This window comes from Candidatus Cloacimonadota bacterium (genome assembly GCA_020532355.1).
Lineage (GTDB): Bacteria > Cloacimonadota > Cloacimonadia > Cloacimonadales > Cloacimonadaceae > UBA5456.
Genome location: JAJBBD010000032.1, coordinates 1 through 3,061 on the forward strand (window position 1 = coordinate 1; position 3,061 = coordinate 3,061).

Here is a 3,061-nt window from a genome sequence, read left to right on the forward strand (position 1 = left end):
AGAATCCTTCTTATCTTTTGAGATTTTTCTAAGAGTAGACGATGGTCGCTCTAAGTAATCTTGCAGAATTGATATAGCAATGTTATATTCGTCTTTCGTTGTATCTATTCCAAGCTGGAAAAGCAGTTCTTTCGTAATAGCACTGTCAATTAACTGGTAATCTATTGTAGGCGATGGTTTTATCATTATTACACCACTGCCTCTCTCTGAGCTACAGAACCAATTCTGATCATTTGATGTAAATGATATCTTTGTGTTTCCAGTACTGGCCTTGACTTCAATGTAACCAGCCGTTTTAATCCTGATCTCGATGGGTTCTATCTCGATACTTTGCTCATTGAGTTTTTCGATAAGTAGAGAATCCCCTCTGTTTAGGTCATAGAGAAGCTGCACCCATGCATCGAGTACGGCTTCGTATTGTTGTAAAAGGTTTGGATCATCCTGGCTTTGTATCGAGTAATCAGAATAACTTTGAAGTTCTTTAGGGTAATAAGGCTCGATTTTGTGTATCCAATCGACCAACTTCCTGGTGGATGCATCATTGGTATCAATCAGAGATTCTTGTCCCTCGATAACTTCTCCACTTGTAGTCAGCGAAGATGCATTATAGCATTTGGATATCTCATCGTAAGTACCTGCTAAAGTTTTAACTTTCAATCTCCCAGGATTCATGGATGCTTCAGAGATATCTGTATCTATGAATTTCGTAATGAGATCGACTAATTTGCGATACTCCTTGGAGTCCCCGGTTACATCAAACTCGGACAAAGCATAATAGAGATGGCTAATGCTTGGCAGAGTCTCAACACCCAATTTCGAGTATAGGTTTTCAACTATCTTGGGTAGTTCTGTCTTCTTTAGGCATAGTAAGTTACTTGATAAATCATCGTTGTATTCATCATTTCCGATAAAAAGGCCATAAATACTACTGAACCCTTTCTTCTCCCGAAAAGTCAATATCAGAGGGTTATTGCTGGCTTCTTCTAACCAGATTTCTTTTAACTCGTCATCGGTTAGTAGCTTTGCAATCATTTTATACAAAGCGATGTAGGAATCGTCATCAGTTGTACCAGACTCCAATATTGCCTGACATACTCCGCGAAGGTCTTCTAGAGTCTCAGGCAACGAACGTTGGAATCCAATGTCCAGCTTGATCAGATTATCTGGAATGGGTAGGACTGGCACGTAAAAGTGGTGTTTCAAGATAGAAGATGCATCGCAGATCAAAACTTCTTTAGGCATCAAATAATCTTCTAAGCCACCTTTGTTCGCCAGAACCCAGTTATTGGTCTTCAGACAGTCGACCAACTCATCACTGATTATCATTTTCTCATTCAGTAGGTTGCTGAGCCACTTATACACTTCAGAGATTCTTGTGGAGTTGGTACCAGAAGCCAATCGGCTCAATACATGAGAGAAAAGCAAGGGAAATGAGTTTATCCCACATATCTTATTGTACAATGCACTGATCTTGTCAGGAACTTCATTGAATGGGAGTTCTGTTTCAGATATCAAGGGAGGATTGAGTTTGGCAATATCTGGTGTTAGAGCATTTTCTGGGGTAGTCCACGTTTCTTTCTGGGCTGTGGTTTGTACTATAGGGAGTGCAGTTAGCACATCTCGAAGGTCATCAAGGGCATCTTGCTCTTCAATGAAAGCCAACAATTCATGCTTTTCTTCCTTAGTTTTGGCTGAATCCCAAAGATCAGTGAATTGGGAGACAAATCTCTGATAAACCGAATCCGAAGTTACCTCGTAAACTCTGAGGTATCTTAAGGTATCTTGCACGTCCTTTTTAGAGATGCCAATACTATCACTAAGCTTTTGGACATCAACCAGATTGGGTATCAAACGCCGCAACAACCTATCAGACAGGTTGATTCTATTGATCAACAACTCGGCTTCATGCAATATTGAAGAACCTGTTATAGTTGGTAGATCTGACTGTTGGATCAAGCCGGAAATTTCAAAATCATCTTTGTATCTGTTCTTTGTAACAAGCTTAATAATCTGTTGAATGCTCAGATCTATACTCTCTGATGTAACTATACTCTTTGAAAACTGCTCTGGTGTCAAAGCCGGGATTTCAAGGGATTGAGACAGTAATAAAGGGTATAATATATGGAATATGCTTAGTCCGATTATGGGTATTTCACTGCAAACAGATTTCACTACTTTTTGAGCTTCAGCAGTCTTCCAACCTTGATCACATAGAATGTCAATCACTCTGGCAGGATTGTATGTTTCAGGGATAGGTCTCCATTCCCCATCTAAACACAGCACGATATCTGCTGCCAATAGAAGCTCTTTAAGATCGGATACTTCATCCGGATAAGCATCAGTCACAGAGGAGTAGTATTTAACGATATATGCCAGAAGCGCTTGATTGTTTACATTATCTAAGCCGATCTGCTTAAGAGCTTTCTTTATAATTGAGAGCCTTCCATTGTATTCAATTTCCAAAATGTTAACATAGAATTCATTGGCAAACTGCGACTGAGGGTTCAGGAGAGGCCTCTCATCAAGTGAAATCGGTGCATCTAGATCGGCACTGTCTTTGGATTGTAGCCAATAAACCTCATCAGCTTTCAGAGATACATACTTCCCATCAACCGTCCTGTGGATGGGTAACACCCGGATACAATTCCGCCTGTCTTCATCCCAATCATCCCATTGACTCATTGCCCGTTCAATTATGTATTCTGACACCTTTCGAGCATTCGCTTCATCTTTAAGTGAATTCATGCTTGCAGCCAATTCATTGATTACTTGGTCATCTGACGCGATTGCTCTTTCCAGAACATCGATGCCAATCGTGCTTTTAGCTTCTACAAGGCTTATCTGTGAAGTTTTTATCATGTCAATAACTTGTGGGTGAGCATCAAGCAATCGTCTAACCTGTTTGGCAACATGAGGGTCAAGCTCTGAGAAATGTGATTTGAACCAAACATTCCAGAAGGCATCGTCATCCTTTGTCGGACTTATGGCTTTGATAAACACACTTTTCCTGGATGCAAATCTTTCTTTATTTGATGCAATTTTAATCAGGAATCCAAGCTTC

Annotated in this window: 1 protein-coding gene; it reads right to left on the bottom strand. The window is 40.2% G+C overall.

Annotated features, from left to right (window positions below; genetic code table 11):
* A partial coding sequence (locus LHW48_00910) for a hypothetical protein (protein ID MCB5259022.1) occupies positions 1–3,000 on the bottom strand: 3,000 nt, incomplete at its 3' end.
* Positions 3,001–3,061: the final 61 nt, after the last annotated feature.